16 protein-coding genes are annotated in these 14,748 nt (G+C 59.0%); 4 read left to right on the top strand and 12 right to left on the bottom strand.

Annotated elements, in window-relative coordinates; translation table 11 throughout:
* Nucleotides 1–43: 43 nt before the first annotated feature.
* Nucleotides 44–637 (top strand): adenylyl-sulfate kinase, encoded by a 594-nt coding sequence (gene cysC / locus ACW5W7_RS16045; protein WP_434665750.1) that lies wholly within the window; start codon nt 44–46, stop codon nt 635–637.
* Nucleotides 638–848: 211 nt separating this feature from the next.
* Here cysC and ACW5W7_RS16040 read toward each other — a convergent pair whose 3' ends face one another.
* From ACW5W7_RS16040 to ACW5W7_RS15990, 11 genes are all read right to left on the bottom strand, one after another.
* A complete protein-coding gene (locus ACW5W7_RS16040; RefSeq protein ID WP_434665752.1) occupies nt 849–1,481 on the bottom strand; it encodes a hypothetical protein in 633 nt (210 codons plus the stop codon).
* Between the two features lie 265 nt (nt 1,482–1,746).
* Nucleotides 1,747–2,490 carry a hypothetical protein gene (locus tag ACW5W7_RS16035; protein WP_456502350.1) on the bottom strand — a complete coding sequence of 248 codons (744 nt, stop codon included), beginning with the start codon at nt 2,488–2,490 and terminating at the stop codon, nt 1,747–1,749.
* Between the two features lie 805 nt (nt 2,491–3,295).
* Complete coding sequence (locus ACW5W7_RS16030) at nt 3,296–4,924, bottom strand: methyl-accepting chemotaxis protein (RefSeq protein WP_456502349.1); 1,629 nt, start codon at nt 4,922–4,924, stop codon at nt 3,296–3,298.
* 269 nt (nt 4,925–5,193) lie between these two features.
* Nucleotides 5,194–6,045 carry a TIGR03899 family protein gene (locus ACW5W7_RS16025; protein WP_456502348.1) on the bottom strand — a complete coding sequence of 284 codons (852 nt, stop codon included), beginning with the start codon at nt 6,043–6,045 and terminating at the stop codon, nt 5,194–5,196.
* A 329-nt stretch (nt 6,046–6,374) separates the two neighbouring features.
* Nucleotides 6,375–6,845 (bottom strand): DUF3299 domain-containing protein, encoded by a 471-nt coding sequence (locus ACW5W7_RS16020; RefSeq protein ID WP_434665757.1) that lies wholly within the window; start codon nt 6,843–6,845, stop codon nt 6,375–6,377.
* A gap of 23 nt (nt 6,846–6,868) precedes the next feature.
* Nucleotides 6,869–8,116 carry an ABC transporter permease gene (locus tag ACW5W7_RS16015; RefSeq protein WP_456502347.1) on the bottom strand — a complete coding sequence of 416 codons (1,248 nt, stop codon included), beginning with the start codon at nt 8,114–8,116 and terminating at the stop codon, nt 6,869–6,871.
* A gap of 70 nt (nt 8,117–8,186) precedes the next feature.
* On the bottom strand, nt 8,187–8,873 hold the full coding sequence (locus ACW5W7_RS16010; protein ID WP_434665761.1) for an ATP-binding cassette domain-containing protein: 687 nt from the start codon (nt 8,871–8,873) through the stop codon (nt 8,187–8,189).
* A gap of 4 nt (nt 8,874–8,877) precedes the next feature.
* Nucleotides 8,878–9,459, bottom strand: coding sequence for a DUF2796 domain-containing protein (locus ACW5W7_RS16005; protein ID WP_456502346.1), 582 nt, complete (start codon nt 9,457–9,459; stop codon nt 8,878–8,880).
* Between the two features lie 40 nt (nt 9,460–9,499).
* A complete protein-coding gene (locus tag ACW5W7_RS16000) occupies nt 9,500–9,790 on the bottom strand; it encodes a hypothetical protein (RefSeq protein ID WP_349921086.1) in 291 nt (96 codons plus the stop codon).
* Nucleotides 9,791–9,833: 43 nt separating this feature from the next.
* Nucleotides 9,834–10,376, bottom strand: a complete 543-nt coding sequence (locus ACW5W7_RS15995) for a YtfJ family protein (protein WP_456502345.1) — start codon at nt 10,374–10,376, stop codon at nt 9,834–9,836.
* A 220-nt stretch (nt 10,377–10,596) separates the two neighbouring features.
* Complete coding sequence (locus ACW5W7_RS15990) at nt 10,597–11,472, bottom strand: hypothetical protein (RefSeq protein ID WP_456502344.1); 876 nt, start codon at nt 11,470–11,472, stop codon at nt 10,597–10,599.
* A gap of 140 nt (nt 11,473–11,612) precedes the next feature.
* Between ACW5W7_RS15990 and ACW5W7_RS15985 the strand changes: the two genes are divergently transcribed.
* Nucleotides 11,613–11,945, top strand: a complete 333-nt coding sequence (locus ACW5W7_RS15985) for a hypothetical protein (protein WP_456502343.1) — start codon at nt 11,613–11,615, stop codon at nt 11,943–11,945.
* A 27-nt stretch (nt 11,946–11,972) separates the two neighbouring features.
* On the opposite strand, the gene ppa is transcribed toward ACW5W7_RS15985, so the two are convergent.
* Nucleotides 11,973–12,503, bottom strand: a complete 531-nt coding sequence (ppa, locus tag ACW5W7_RS15980; RefSeq protein WP_349921090.1) for an inorganic diphosphatase — start codon at nt 12,501–12,503, stop codon at nt 11,973–11,975.
* A gap of 179 nt (nt 12,504–12,682) precedes the next feature.
* Between ppa and mpl the strand changes: the two genes are divergently transcribed.
* Nucleotides 12,683–14,050, top strand: coding sequence for a UDP-N-acetylmuramate:L-alanyl-gamma-D-glutamyl-meso-diaminopimelate ligase (mpl, locus tag ACW5W7_RS15975; RefSeq protein WP_456502342.1), 1,368 nt, complete (start codon nt 12,683–12,685; stop codon nt 14,048–14,050).
* A 1-nt stretch (nt 14,051) separates the two neighbouring features.
* Entirely contained in the window at nt 14,052–14,663 is a 612-nt protein-coding gene (locus tag ACW5W7_RS15970) for a flavin prenyltransferase UbiX (protein ID WP_456502341.1), read from the top strand.
* Nucleotides 14,664–14,748 lie beyond the last annotated feature (85 nt).

Here is a 14,748-nt window from a genome sequence, read left to right as displayed (position 1 = left end):
GGAGAGTTTCAGCATTGAGGCGCAAGCCCAGCAAGGAGTGTGAATGAGCAATATCGTGTGGCATCAGCATGCCGTCGACAAACAGAGCCGCGCCGCGCAGAAGGGGCAAAAGCCCCTGGTGATCTGGTTTACCGGCCTGTCCGGGGCGGGCAAATCCACCCTGGCAGGGGCGCTGGAGCAGGCGCTGGCGGCCGAGGGAAAACACACCTATCTGCTGGATGGAGATAACGTGCGCCACGGCCTCTGTGGTGATCTCGGCTTCGACGATGCAGCCAGGCAGGAGAATATCCGCCGTGTCGGTGAAGTGGCGAAACTGATGGTGGATGCGGGCCTTATCGTCCTCACTGCCTTTATCTCGCCGTTTCGCGCCGAGCGGGATCTGGTGAGAAGTCTCTTGGGAGCGGATGAATTTATCGAGGTGTTCGTGGATGCGCCGCTTTCCGTCTGCGAGGAGCGCGACCCCAAGGGGCTCTACAAGAAGGCGCGGGCAGGAGAGATCCGTAACTTCACCGGCATCGACTCCGCCTACGAGGCCCCGGAAAATCCGGAGATCCACCTGCTCAACGCCGACAAATCGGTGGCAGCGCTGGTGGATGAGCTGCTGGCCGCCCTAAGGCTGCGGGGCTTTATTGAATGATGTCGATATTCTCCACCGATCATTGATAGCGAGGGGGCTAGTGCCTCCTCTTAATTGCCTGCCAACAATTCCCCTTATTGCAGTGGCTAACGGCTTAATGGGGGTTATTGTATAGTGCTCAAAGGTTAATTTTCCTCTATCTAAAGCTGCGCTCTGCGGTAAATTTTGAACGCAGCGTAAAATTTGATAATAGCAGGATCTTGTTAGGTGCTTACACCCACTCTGGATTAGAGGCAACTCCTTTGGAAAGCACTGCTAACCAAGGTCGTGCAATAACTTTACCTTCAAGAGAATGTCGATCAACTTCATGCCCAAATATTGCGTCAAACCCTAGTTTCTTTGCTGAAGTGCAGATAAGCTCAATTAAACCACGGGAAGAGTTAAGTTGAATAACCACGCTTGCAGCTTCTTTAGGGAGATCAGACTGCCGTGAAAGATTTACAACCATCTGTTGAAGATGATCCTCCAGCGTAGGATCTGAGAATGTCATTCGTAATACATCACCAGTTTTCCACCCATTATGCCAGAAATCACGCTGTATATTTAGGGTTCTTGATGCTATCTGATGCTGGCTTAGAGACAGCCTAAGATTCTCTGATGCTTCATAGTTAGCTGTGGTGTCCAGTATTTTTGCGTGACTTGATATAGATACCTTGGCAATTTTTTTACCAGCTCCTTTGGCGAAGTCAATATCGCTTGTAAAGAAAATTGCAGTATGAGGAACGAGCAATATTTCTCCCGGCTTGGGTGGCGGAGGTATCATCCATGTGTCAAAATCTTGTTCTGTTCCATGAAACCAGCAAGGTAAATTAAGCTTTTCCTTTAAATTGTCTGAGATTTTCATTGTTCTGCTATTAGTCCATTTATTTAAACAATAACATTTATATTTTTCCTCTGCCACATGGGTAAGAAATTTTTCGGTTATTCGCCAAAAATGAACTCCTTTCTACCACCTAACGCTTTTAACGCATCAAACACATGTTTCGAAGGTATATCCACATACGCTCCTTGAGAAACCTAACGCCCGCAGCAGGCGCGGCGTTGTAGTGAAGGCGAAGCCACAACGAAAAAGCCGTCGCTGTGCCTGCGATTGTTATGTCTTGACAGCCTCATGTTTGACTCTTGAGACATTCGTATACAAACGAGCCGATGACTGAGCCAGTAATACCAAGTGCTAATGCAAACACACTAGATAAAACCAGTGCCGCAATAGGATGTTTTTTTACATGAGTAATTATTCTGTAATATAAATATTTTTTTATGCGCTTTATGTCACTTTGAGTGCTTTCAATATCTGACTTAGATACTCTTTCTTGCTTCAATCGCTCTTGGCACTCATCACATATTTGAGGCTTATGACAAGAAGCTATTAAATCGGTTTTTATGCCATTCATATCAAAGAGGCATCCCCGCGTCTCGTCGTGGGTAAAACTTGCCGCTTCTCCAAAATCAGGAATTCTGTTTCCCGCGCGGCGATACAAAAGTGTATACGCATATAGTAAACGGTAAATGACATTTTCTAGTGGAATATTATAGTGCTCGAGGATATCGCTGACTTGATGAAAGGTAAATACAACTTGATTATTTCCAAGTCTTCTCGAATACCAATTATCCTCAATCGGAACATTTACAATAGCGATCATAAAGTCAGCATTAAATTGATTGGGGAGCTGTTCTTTTAATGCGCTATCTGAAAATTCCCAGTCAAAACCATCAGAGTCACAACGAAGCGAATAATTGTCTATATCCTCGACAACTTCAAAAGTCTTAGATGACCAATTTCTAATTTTTTTAGGCTGGAGCCCTAAAGGTAAGTGCCCTATCGATACCAGCTTGATCTTAACTTTACTCATAAGATTCCTTTAGAGACATAACAGTGATTAGATGGAAGGCGGTACTAACACATTAATACAGCCTTCCATCTAACTCCGCCTATCCCTGATACCGAGCATAAAAAATCATATTTTAAATCAATGTGCTACTTGCCGAACCCCGAAACCAAACGTGTTCGCTTGACTTCCTCTTTTTACGCAACCATTACCACGGTATAGAAAGACAGCGAAGGCATTGGTCATGGCAAGCGCAGGCAACGCTACCGCCCCTGAATTACAGCCTCCAGCTTGCTGCTTGCTATCAGTGGTGTTGCTCTGGCTTGGCTCATGGCTGACTCCGGCGAGAGGTGATCCTGATTGCCATGTTACCGAACGGAGCTGGTTAGGAAAGGGGGAACAGGCGATTTCTCAGCCAAGATCAATAAATTGGGGGGACAACGGGGCTTGCGGCAGGTTGGATAAGAGGGATCTCAAGGCGCGACGCTACCCGCTCAAGGCTCAAGGCTCAAGGCTCAAGGCTCAAGGCTCAAGGCTCAAGGCTCAAGGCCCAACGTCCACAACTCACGGTGTATGGATGGGGGAGTGAGCAAGGCCATTGCCCTGCCGAGGGCCATGCGGTGTAGCCGAGAGGGTCGGCCTGGCAAGGGCGAGCAGGTGGTTGGGACGGGGCGAAAGACCCGCTGCTTCAGTCGACGACTCGAATTTGAAACCCGCTCAGACTCCCATGCACCATCAAAAAGAGGGGCCCGCTGCCGGTGACGGCAGGGGCCCGTTTTTATTGTTAGCGCACGGTCTTTATATAGGGTCTGGTTTCCTCCGTGAAGGCTTAGCGGGCGAGCAGGGGTCGACCACTGGGCTGCTGTTCACTGGCTGCGTGGGGGGCGGGGCGCTGCTGGAACTGGCGCACCAGTCGCTCCAGTTCGCCGAGTTGGCGCACCAGCGCCATGACTCCCTGCACCGCGTGCTGGCTGCCCTGGCTGGAGTCGTCGGCGAGGCGCTTGATGCTGAGCACGCTGCGGTCGATGTCGGCCGTGACCTGGGATTGTTCCTGCACCGCCTGGGCTATCTGGTTGCTGCCGGCAGTCACCTGCAGCAGGCGCTCGCTGATCTGTTGCAGCACGTCGCCGGTGGCGGAGGCCTTGAGGCGGCAGCTGGCGGAGAGCAGCTCCCCTTGCGCCATCGCCTGCTCCGCATCCCCGGCGCTGCCCTGCAACAGGCTTATCATCTTCTGGATCTCGCCGGTGGAGGATTGGGTCTTGATGGCCAAGGATCTGATCTCGTCCGCCACCACGGAGAAGCCGCGCCCCGCCTCGCCGGCGCGGGCGGCCTCGATGGCGGCGTTGAGGGCCAGCAGGTTGGTCTGGTTCGCGATGCTGTTGATCACATCCAGGATGCCGTCGATGGCCCGGCACTGGGTGGCGAGGGTGTTGATCACCCCCTTGGAGGTGACCAGCTCGCTGTGCATCCCTTCCACCTCTTCTATGGTCTCCTGCACGCGGAGGTTGCCCTCCTTGAACAGATCCGCGGTCTCGTCCAGCCGATCGGAGGAGGCGGTGGAGCTCTGGGACACCTCGCGGATGGATTGGGCCATCTCGGTGATGGCGGTGGCGACCTGGTTGGTCTGGGCCTGCTGTTGCTGCAGGTTGTCGGTGATGGTCTCGGCGTTGTGCAAGTCCGTCTGGGCGGAGGTCAGGATCTGCTGGCAGGTCTGCTGGGTGCGGGCCAGCACGGCGTTGAACTCGGCCTGGTTCATCTTCATGGCGAGCTCGACGGCGGCGAGGCGATCGACCCGGCCGGTGTAGAGCAACTGCATCAGCGGGTTGTCGAAGCGGTTGCGGGCCAGCTCGCCCAGCTTGCCAAGGCGCCGGCCAAGGGCGTTCACCACCAGGAGACCCCCGATGAGGGGCAGGGCGGCGAGCCCGGCCAGCCAGCCGGATTCATGGCCGTAGCCGAGACCCAGCAGGGCGACGAGGGCGAGCAGCAGGCAGCCATTGAGCACCAGCGTGTGGGAGAAGGCCGGCAGGCGCAGGGCCAGGGGCGTTTGTCCCTCTCTCAGGCCCGCGTAGACCTTCTCGGCCCGCCCCTTGAGCGCCTCGTCCGGCGCGGTGCGCACCGACTGATACTCCACCACCTTGCCGCTCGCATCCTGAATGGGGGTGACGAAGGCGTTGACCCAATAGTGATCCCCGTTCTTGCAGCGATTCTTGACCGGCCCCATCCAGCTCTTGCCCTCCCGGATATGGTTCCACATGTCGGCGAAGGCCTGGGTCGGCATGTCGGGGTGGCGAACCAGGTTGTGGGGGGCGCCCTGCAACTCCGCCAGGGTGAAGCCAGCTATCTGGCAGAACTCCTCGTTGGCAAAGGTGATGCGGCTCTCCAGATCCGTGGTGGAGATGAGATTCTGATGCGCCGGGTAGAGGCGCTCACGCTGGGTAACGGGCTGGTTGACTCTCATGGGGGCGTCCGACAATGGGGATGATGAGTCCCGATCATTCGGGACTAGTCGTCCCACTGCAAGCCGCGCACCAGAGTGCCAAGGGGCGCTTAAAATGCGTTCGACATGCATGTTATTTGCCCAGGACGCATGGATTGCTGAAAACCGCCAAGGCCAGAACCGCGACTAGCTGAATCGATTCGCTTTTTGGGAGCCGTTTTGGCAATGACAGTGCCGGTTTCGCAATTTGGCAAGCAGAAAGCGGGAGCCCGCCCGGGCTCCCGGCTGATTCAGGCGGGGATGTCCGGTGCGCTGGCGGGGGGCGCAATCTGGGTTTCGATCTGCAGATGGGTGGAGAGCAGGGTCTTCAAATCCTGCAGGTACTCCTCCAGCGGCGGCTCCTCCAGCAACAGGGCGAGTTCGTTGCCCACTGGAGTGAGGCGGTAGTAGAGCAGGGTGAGGTGGCTCTGGCGCTGGCGCAGCCGCCAGTGCTGATTGCCAAAGGCGAACTCCACCCCGTCGGCGGGCAGGGGGCCGGATTCGAGCTCCCCCCGGTGCAGCAGACCGAGATCGAACAGCAGCAGCAATGCGCTGTAGGGCACCCGATATTTGCCGAGCCCCATGCGGGTGACCTTGGCGCGGCTCAGCAGGCTGGCCCCCTTGTGCATGCCGAGCAGCAGGCGTTGCTCATCGCTCCCCTCGTAGTGGCAGCAGAGGGCGCAGATGCGCTGGAACAGCTGCGCCTCGCGCTGGGTCATCTCCTTGAGGGTGCTGAGGGCGCGGATGGAGAAGCGGCCAGGGGTGGCGACTTCCAGGGCGAAGATCCGCCCCCACAGCTGCTGCATGGGCACCATGCTGATCTCTTCGGCCAGTTGCAGGAAGCGGGTCAGCCAGTCGCTGTCCATCTCGCCGCCGGCGGCCGTCTCCTCGCAGTGACGCGAGGCCATCACCATGATGGATTCCAGATTGCGTTGGCGGGCGGCCTGCTCCGCCAGTTGGCGGAAGGTGGCGCGCTGCTCGAAGGTGCTGTCACTGTTGCGGGTCAGCATGCCGTCGATACCGCGGCTGCGGGCCAGGCGCAGGGTCTGCTCCTGGCTGCTTAAAATGGAACTCTCTTTCTTGGGGGGCGGCAGATCGGCCATGCTGGCTCCGTGCTGGCTGAGGGGATTCAGGCTGGTATTGAATGTTACTCCAAGCAGGCAAACGAGCAATCCCCAGAACCTATCCACGATCTTACTGTGAGCTCGTGATCAAGGTTCATGTGCTGCTCGCTTAGGTGGGGTAAAGAGTGCTCACGTATATCTATACGTTCCGGTTCCTGCGCAGCTCTTTGCCTTGCTGACGACCTCTCGTTACAGGTCGTGAAAAGATTCTCAAGCGGGGACGGGCCCCCGATGTGCAGGCCGGATAACAAAAAGGCCTCCCGGGGGAGGCCATGTTGATTGCATATCAAGGCAATAGACGCAGCGGCTTACTCTTCGTAGACGCTGACGTCGGTCGCCTCCATGGAGTAGGAGGCTGTGGCCATCTCATGGCTCGAACTGATCGTGCGCATCTTGCCCTTCACCCAGATGGCGTCCCACAGATCATCCACCGGTGCGCCCTTGGGGTAGCTCACGTAGATCACCTGGTTGGTGGGGGGAGGCGGGACATGGATACAGGCGCCGAAGTAGGGCACCAGCAGGAAGGCGGTGACCTTCTTGGCATCCCCTTCGAGCGGCACCACGAAGCCCGGGATGCGCAGGTCCTGGTTGTCCAGCTTCTTGTTGACCCCGCCCACCGGTTGCGGCACCGACGCCATGTTGCCATCGTGGCTGACCTGGGGCGGTGGCAGCAGTTTTTCACCCTCTGGAATGAGGATATCCCAGTCGATTGTCTTGTAATCCACGGCGTGGGCAGGCAAAGCCAATATGCCCAGCAGCACGGTCAGTACTTTCCACATCCTGCTCGTTCCCTTTGTCATCGTCATATCCGGATACTCATGCCATCGCTCAGGCTGTAGCGATATGCGCGGGCGGCGGGTAGCAAGCCTATCACCATGCCCGCCAGCCACACCAGTCCCAGCAGTTGCCACTCATAGGCACTCGGCAGGCCGATCCCGAGTTGCAGGCCATAGTGGCTGAGCAGCCAGGGGGTGGCAAGCAGCTGCCCGAGGTAGAGGGCTCCGACGCCGAGGGCGATGCCGAGGGTGGTGAGAGCCATGGCCTCCAGCGCCAGCAGCAGGAACAGATGAGACGGCCCGGCGCCGAGGGAGCGCAGAATGGCGAGCTCGCGGCGCCGCTCGTTGAGCCCCGCCAGCAGGGTGGTCAGCATGCCGATGAGGCCCGCCACGACCACGAAGCCTGCGATGACGGTGAGCGCCGTCTCCATCACGCTCATCATGCCCCACAGCTCCTGCAAGGCGGCCCCCGGCAGGATGGCCATCAAGGGTTCGCCGGTGTAGGTGTTGATGCCCCGCTGCAGCTGGAACGCCAATATGCGATTGCTCAACCCCACCATAAAGGCGGTGATGGTCTTGGGGGTGAGATCTTGCTCAAGCGCCTGCTCGGCGGTGACATTCTTGCTGTGACGGCCTGTGTCCCAGCCGAGGTGAATGGCCTCGATGCCCGCCAGCGGCACGTGCACGGTGCGATCGACCGGGGTGCCGGTCGGCGCCAGTATCCCGACCACCTTGAACGGCAGGTTGTCGTGCTGGCTGAAGGAGGTGTTGCCAGCGCCGTGGGCGATGATGATGGACTGATCCAGCTTGTAGCCGAGCTTTTCGGCCACCTGGGCGCCGAGCACCGCCTCGAACGGCGTCTCGAACGGCCGGCCTTCGCGCAGCTGCAGCGACTGTTGCTGACCGTACTTCAGGTGAGTGAAGTAGTCCCCGTTGGTACCGAGCACCCGAAAGCCCTTGTGGGAGTCCCCGAGGGAGAGGGGGATGGTCCAGGCGATGCCGGGGCGCTGCTTGATGGCCTGATAGGCATCCCAGCCCACGTTGTTGGTGGGGTTGCCAATGCGAAACACCGAGTAGAGCAGGAGGTTCACCTGGCCGGAGCGGGCGCCGACGATGAGATCGGTGCCCGAGACGGTGTTGGCGAAGCTCTCGCGGGCCTCGGTGCGCACCCGCTCCACCCCGAGCAGCAGGGTCACGCTGATGGCCACGGCCAGCAGGGTGAGCCCGGCGGTGAGGCGGCGGGCCCAGAGACTTTGCAGGGCGAGTTTCAGCATGGCAACCTCCGTGTCCTGAATGGCTGGCAGCCTGCCTGCGCGGGCGGGCAGAGGTTCTGGTTATCGATCTTCATGCAGCCCTCCGGTTGAGCTGTTGCAGGTTCTCCACCCGGGGGAAGAGGGGTTCGAGATAAGGGTCGTGGCTGACGAAGACGAGGGTCGAGCCCTGCTTGTCGCACTCCTCGAACAGCAACTTGATGAAGGCGGCCCTGTTGTCGGTATCGAGCGCCGAGGTGGGCTCGTCGGCGATGACGAGCGGTGGGGAGCCTATCAGCGCACGGGCGGCGGCGACCCGTTGCTGCTGGCCGATGCTCAAGGCATGGACGGGCCTGTGCAGCGCCTCATCCGGCAACTGCAATTCCCCGAGCAGGCGGCGGGCTTCCTGCTCTGGCGTGCCCCGCAGTCGGGAGCGTTTTTGTGGAGAAAATGTTAGCGCCGTAGTGACATTGTCCAGTACGGATAAAAATGGCAGCAGATTGAACTGCTGGAAGATATAACCCAGATTGGCCGCCCGGAAGTGGTCACGGGCGCGGCCTGAGAGCTGGGCCAAAGGCTGGCCCAGCACCTCCAGGGTGCCGTGGTTGGCGGTCTGGATCCCGGCCAGCAGCCCGAGCAGGGTCGACTTGCCGGAGCCCGAAGGCCCCTTGATGAATACCCGCTCCCCTTGCGCGATATGCAGGGCGGGCAGATCGAGTACAGCCTCGCCACCTGGCCAGGCGAAGGCCAGATCGCGGATCTCAACCACGGCTTTGTTCATGGGATCACCAGCTCAGTTTGTAGGCGGACGGGGTCAGCTCGGCCGCGGTCTGACCGGCGGGCAAGATGCCCTGCACGCTCAGTTTTTCCAGGCTCGGGTAGACGGTAAAGAGGGTGGCTTCCAGCCCGGTCAGCTTGGCCGGCGCCTGGCAGTTGTAGGTGTACATGGCTCCGAGATCGGCGTGACCATCTTCGTGATGGTGTTCGTCGTGATCGGCGTCAGCCTTGTCATGGTCATGGTCATGGTCATGGTCGTGATCATGCTCTTCCTTGGGGGCGTTGATCTCCTGCTGGGCCAGGGTGCAACCGGCGGCAGGATCCAGTCGGAAGAGGGCATCCGGCTGCTTGAGCTGGGCCATGGCCTTGGCGTATTGCGCCTTCTCGGTATCGGTCTTGGCGGCATGCTCGAAGCCCACCAGATCGGCAGCAGGGGCCTGCAGCTCGATCATCAGCTGGTTGCCGTCGAGTACCAGGTTGAGGTGGCCGTGGCCATGCTCGTGAGCGCCGTGGCCGTGGCTTTCGTGTTCATCGTGGTTGGCTTGTACGCCAAAGGCGGCGACCGCCAGGAACAGGGTGGCTGCTTTCATCGTTAATCCTTTCAAATTCATTGATAAATAATGGAAATATCTAAACGAACGGGAAAGAAGCGGCTGGTGGGGCACGGATGCTGTAGTGGGGGACGCCGAGATGGTCGATGGGGGTAAAAGCAGTGGTGAGGGAGGGATAGGCGATAAAGGGAGCGGCCGGAGGCGCCAGGGTGGGCGTCAGGGCCAGCTTGCCATCCAGGTGGAGGGCGCAGACGAGGCAATGGTGATCATGACCAGGCAGATCCGCTTCCAGCGGGTGCTGCGCCAATACCGGTTGCAACCACAACCAGCCGAGCAACAGCAACCAGATTTTCAGCTTGGAACGAACCATAAGCCCCTGTGGAAAGGGCGCCATCAGCGCCCTTTTCTCTGATTCAGAGATGGGACTTGATGAGCCCCATCACCTTGGTGATATCGGTGGCATCGAGCTGGCCATCTTTGGCGAACAGCACCTTGCCTTCTTTATCCAGCAATATGATGGCCGAGCTTTCCGGCGCAAGATCCCAGGCATTGCGGGCCATACCCTTGGCGTCCAGCACCATGGCGGACCAGGGGAACTCCTTCTTGCTGTCTTCGGCGCTGCTCTTCACAAAGCCGGAGGTGCCCCAGATGGCATCATTGCTGTTGATGATGGTGACGGTCTGGTATTGATCATGGGGCAGCTTGGCGGCCTTGATCGCCTCGATCATGGGGCCGTTGAGCTCCTTGGCGCTGGAACGACCCGCGATGTGCTGGATCAGAAATACCTTGCCAGTCAGCACCTTGCTTTGCCAGGGCTGGTAGCTTATCTCTTTGTCCTTCAACACCAGTTCGCCTCTGTCGGCGATGTTGACCAGGGGAACCTGGGCAGACTCCTTGATGTTGTGGGCCATGACCAGGCTCGGCAGCAGCGCCAGAGTAAGTACGAGATGTTTCATCCGTATGACACTCCTTTGTTATGTTATAACGACTTGTGGTTGAGGGGAAGAGGCACACCACATCCTAAACTGATCGGACCTGTTTAAAAAGTGTTAAATGTTATCGCCTGGCGGAGGGTGCCATCCTTGCCACCCAGAGGCGGCCCGCTGGCAAGCGGTCGCTAGAATCGCATGCAGTCGATAAAAATCAACTTCTTGCAAACTGGTTTGAGCAGTGGCGTCAGTAGAGGGGTTCGCTCACCAGCGGGATCTGGGCCATGGTCATCTGCTGGGCCAGCAGGGGGGAGCCGGTCAGCAGCACGTGACGCTGATTGCCGATCACCACGGTGTCTCCCTTGAGGCCGCTGTCTGCGGTGATGGCGAGCCAGGCAGGGGAGACGCTGCCGATGCTGATGTTGGGGTAGATGATGCTGAGCATGTATTGAGGGGCGAGCTCCGCCAAGAGGCTTGCCATCAGCAGCGCCTTCTCGTCGCTGTCGGCCTTGTTGTCCTGCAGGGCCTGCAGGGGGGGCGCGAAGTGATCCATCTGCTCGGGCGGAGTGGGTATGGCGTTCAACCACTCCTGCAATAGATGCACGCTGGTGGCCAGATCCTTGGCGGAGAACTGTTGGGCCAGGGGTTTGAGATCGCCCTTGAACTGGTAGAACAACTGGGAGTAGTTGGGCCGCACGCAGGGGAGCTTGATATTGGCCGGATGAATGCAGGGAGAGACCCGCATCTGGTAGAAGGCATCCTCCTGATATTGTTGATAGGCCTGCCAGAACTGGGTCGATTCCTGGCTGTTGTCGTGCAGGGTGAAGGCCTGCTCCAGATTGCGAAACTTGGTGGCGGTTTCCGGGCTGCTCTGATTGATCTGGTTGATGCTGCTGTAGAGGCGCGGGCTGATATAGGAGTAGAGCGTCTCCAGGGGATAGTTGAGGGAGGCATCGAGTTGGGTCATCTCGTGGCGACTGGCGGAGAGAATGTGTTCGTCCGTGCTCAGTTGCAGGTGTTTTTGCTGGCCATCGGCGGAGAGCCATTGCCAGCTGAAATTGACCTCCTGAGCGCAAGAGGTGCCCACCATCAGACTCCACAGCAGAGCTTGTGCCAGTTTCATGAGGATGCTTCCTGCGCCGGTTGATATTAAACAACTAGGTGAGAGCGCGGGATTTGGATTGCTCCAATGAGGCTTTAGTTGGTAATTAATTGATAAGGCTTTAAATTTAATTTCTAAAATATTCGATTTGGAGGACGACCATGAGAGCTGGCGCCATATTCCTGCTGTTGTTAACCACCCTGCCGGCGGCGGCGGGCCAGGTGATCGTCAATCAGGGGCTCTCTCCGGCGGATACCTTCGCCCTGCGGGACAGGCTGGCACGTGAACACGGGTGGCAGGAGTGGTTGCGTTTCCAGCAGGCGGTCAAATGGCTGGAGGTGCTGCCGGTAAACTGCGATCTGGTGGGCAGTGCGGGTGGAGAGTATCGCTGCGGCGATGACTACTATCGCCCCTATCGCGACAACGGCCGCGACATCTATATCCAGGGGGATCCGCCGGGCAGGCAGCCAAGGACAAACAAAAAGGCGCCATAAGGCGCCTTTTTTGCACGAGGACGCGGCTTATTTGGCAGCGTAACGCTCGGCAGAGGTCAGGATCTCGGCTTCGGCGGCGGCCTTGTCGCCCCAGCCTTCCACCTTGACCCACTTGCCCGCTTCCAGCTCTTTGTAGCGCTCGAAGAAGTGCTGGATCTGGGCTTTCAGCAGCTCGGGCAGATCGTTCACATCCTTGATGTGATCGTATTGCTTGGTCAGCTTGGAGTGCGGCACGGCCACGATCTTGGCATCTTCGCCAGACTCGTCGGTCATCTTCAGCACGCCGACCGGGCGGCAGCGAATGACGGAGCCGGCCAGCAGGGGGTAGGGAGTCGGAACCAGCACGTCGACGGGATCCCCATCCAGGGACAGGGTGGCGTTCACGTAGCCGTAGTTGCACGGGTAGAACATCGGAGTGGACATGAAGCGATCAACGAAGATGGCACCGCTGTCCTTGTCGACTTCGTATTTGATCGGGTCGGCGTTCTGCGGGATTTCGATGATGACGTAGATGTCGTCGGGCAGGCTCTTGCCAGCCGGTACCAGGTTCAGGCTCATGACATTTCCTTTAGCATGTTGGAGTCGAGTTTGCAGGCCGACATTATAGCGATGTCCCGTCAAATGACCATATTTCGCGGCCACTGCGACAGCCTTGGTACCACAGTGGCAGCTTGGGTCTGCCAAATTCCGGTGACCTTGGTAGAATGCCCACTCCCTTCATTGGACAAGGCAGTGGTATGCACATTCATATTCTCGGGATCTGCGGCACCTTCATGGGTGGTCTGGCGGTGTTGGCGAAGCAGCTCGGCTATCGGGTGACCGGCTCGGATGCCAATGTCTACCCCCCCATGAGCACCCAGCTCGAGCAGCAGGGCATCGAATTGACCGAGGGTTATGATCCGTCCCAGCTCGATCCCGCGCCGGATCTGGTGGTGGTCGGCAACGCCATGAGCCGTGGCAACCCCTGCGTGGAGTATGTGCTGGATCGCAACCTGCCTTATATCTCGGGCCCCCAGTGGCTGCTCGAACACGTGTTGAAAGATTGCTGGGTGCTGGCCGTGGCGGGCACCCATGGCAAGACCACCACCGCCAGCATGCTGGCCTGGGTGCTGGAGTACGCCAAGCTGGAACCCGGCTTCCTCATCGGTGGCGTACCGGGCAACTTCCCTGTCTCGGCACGCCTGGGCTCCGCCCCCTTCTTCGTCATCGAGGCGGACGAGTATGACTGCGCCTTCTTCGACAAGCGCTCCAAGTTCGTCCACTACCATCCGCGCACCTTGGTCATGAACAACCTGGAGTTCGACCACGCGGACATCTTCCCGGATCTCGCCGCCATCCAGCGCCAGTTCCATCACCTGATGCGCACCGTGCCGAGCAACGGCCGGGTGCTGTTCCCGCAGGCCGATCACAACCTCAGTGCCGTGCGCGAGATGGGGTGCTGGAGCGAGGTGGAGCTGGTGGGCCAGGACGATGCCAAGTGGAAGGCGGTCAAGCTGGCGGACGACGGCTCGGTGTTCGAGGTGTGGCTGGACGGCGTCAAGCAGGGGGAGGTGCACTGGGAGTGCATCGGCGAGCACAACGTCAGCAACGGTCTGATGGCCATCGCCGCCGCCCGCCACGCCGGCGTCATGGTGGAGCACGGCATCGCTGCCCTGTGCCAGTTCAAATCCCCCAAACGCCGTATGGAGCTCAAAGGGGAAGTGGCCGGCGTCAGCGTCTATGACGACTTCGCCCACCACCCGACCGCCATCGAGACCACCCTCGGCGGCCTGCGCGCCAAGGTAGGCAAGGCCCGCATCCTGGCGGTGCTGGAGCCCCGTTCTAACACCATGAAACTCGGTGTACACAAGGAGGAGCTGGCCGGTTGCTTCGACGGTGCGGATGAGGTGTTCTTCTTCCAGCCGCCGAACATCGGTTGGGATCTCGGCGAGGTGACCGCTCATATGCGCCGCCCGGCCCAGGTGTTCGGGGAGCTGGACGCCCTGATCGACGCCCTGGTGGCCGAGAGCCGTCCGGGGGATCATATTCTGATCATGAGCAACGGCGGCTTCGGCGGCATCCATGACAAGCTGCTCGCCCGCCTCCAGCAGAAGATCGCGAGTTAACATGGATAAACAGATCACCTTGGCGCTGACGGGGGCCTCCGGTGCCCCTTACGCACTGCGTTTGCTCGAATGTCTGGTACAAGCCGATTACAGGGTCTATCTGCTGGCCTCCTCGGCCGCCCGGGTGGTGCTCAAGACCGAGCAGCAGGTGGATTGGCCGGGCAGCCCCAAGGAGTTGTCTGCCTACCTCTGCCGCCAATACGGCGCGAGGGAGGGGCAGATAGTGGCCTGTGGCAAGGAGGAGTGGTTCTCGCCGGTGGCCTCCGGCTCGGCGGCCCCCAGGCAGATGGTGGTCTGTCCCTGCTCCATGGGCACAGTCTCGGCCATCGCCAACGGCACCTCGGACAACCTGCTGGAGCGGGCGGCGGACGTGGTGATCAAGGAGCGGGGCCAGCTCATCCTGGTGCCCCGCGAGAGCCCGTTTTCCGCCATCCATCTGGAGAACATGCTGAAACTGGCGCGGCTCGGGGTGACCATCATGCCGGCGGCGCCCGGTTTCTACCATGAGCCCAAGAGCATCGAGGATCTGGTGGACTTCATGGTGGCGCGGATCCTGGACCACCTGGGCATCGAGCAGGCGCTGACCCAGCGCTGGGGCTACGCCAAGCCCTGAATCCTCGCAGTCAGGCAAACAAAAGCGGGGCCCCCCCCGAAATTCCGCGGCGCGGTTTATTTGGGGGGGGGGGTTGGGTACCGAA

It is taken from the genome of Aeromonas intestinalis (assembly GCF_054052485.1).
The sequence above is the reverse complement of the archived record's forward strand: the minus strand, read 5'-3'. Positions and strand labels throughout refer to the sequence as shown.